This window comes from Streptomyces sp. LHD-70, assembly GCF_031157275.1.
Lineage (GTDB): Bacteria > Actinomycetota > Actinomycetes > Streptomycetales > Streptomycetaceae > Streptomyces.
The window spans coordinates 1-894 of record NZ_JAVIFW010000058.1 but is presented as its reverse complement, the minus strand read 5'-3'; the positions used below and the strand labels follow the sequence as shown (position 1 = coordinate 894).

Sequence of the window (894 nt, the reverse complement as noted above, 5' to 3'; positions counted from 1 at the left end):
TAACTGATCGTTTCAGAATGAAGTTCGTTGTGGGGCTTGGCAGTTGGGTGTGGCCTCGACAGGATCTGTTGGGTGTCTGCTGATCTTGTGCCTGATGACCTGTGGGAACGTGTGGCCCCGCTACTGCCAGCTCGTCCGCCGCGGCGGCATCGGTATCCCGGGCGATTGCCGACGGATGACCGGGCTGCACTGCGGGGCATCGTTTACGTGCTGTGCAAGAGCGTGAGCTGGCGGGATGTTCCGGCTGAACAGGTTGGCTGCAGCGGCGTGACGGCCTGGCGGCGTCTGCGGGACTGGACCGAGGCCGGTGTCTGGCCGCAGCTGCACGAGGTCCTGCTGGCCGAGCTGAGGGCCGCGGGCCTGCTGGACATGAACGACGCGGCAGTCGACGCCTCCCATGTCAGGGCCCTCAAAGGGGGGCTCACACCGGACCTTCGCCAGTCGACCGCGCGCGTCCGGGCAGCAAGCACCACCTGATCACCGACCGCCACGGAACCCCCTTGGCTATCTCGCTGACCAGCGGAAACCGGCACGACGTCACTCAACTGATGCCATTGCTGGACGCGATACCCCGCATCCGCGGAACGCGCGGGCGCCCGAGGCACCGGCCGGGCCGGCTCTTCGCGGACCGCGGCTACGACTACGACAAGTACCGCCGCCTTCTCCGGGCCCGCGGCATCACACCGAAGTTCGCCCGCCGCGGTACCCCGCACGGCTCCGGCCTGGGCAAGACCCGCTGGGTCGTCGAGCGGACCTTCGCCTGGCTCCACCAGTTCAAGCGGCTACGCATCCGCTATGAGATACGAGCCGATCTCCACCTCGGCCTGCTCCAACTCGCTTGCAGCATCATCTGCTTGAGACGACTCCGAACATCATTCTGAAACGATCAGTAAG

Annotated in this window: 1 protein-coding gene; it reads left to right on the top strand. The window is 66.0% G+C overall.

All coding sequences use genetic code 11. The features are described from left to right. The first annotated feature begins 72 nt into the window (after positions 1-72). A protein-coding gene (locus RCO28_RS39245) for an IS5 family transposase (RefSeq protein WP_308946205.1) occupies positions 73-881 on the top strand; the annotation gives its coding sequence in 2 pieces (ribosomal slippage) (positions 73-412 and positions 412-881; 810 coding nt in all). Positions 882-894: the final 13 nt, after the last annotated feature.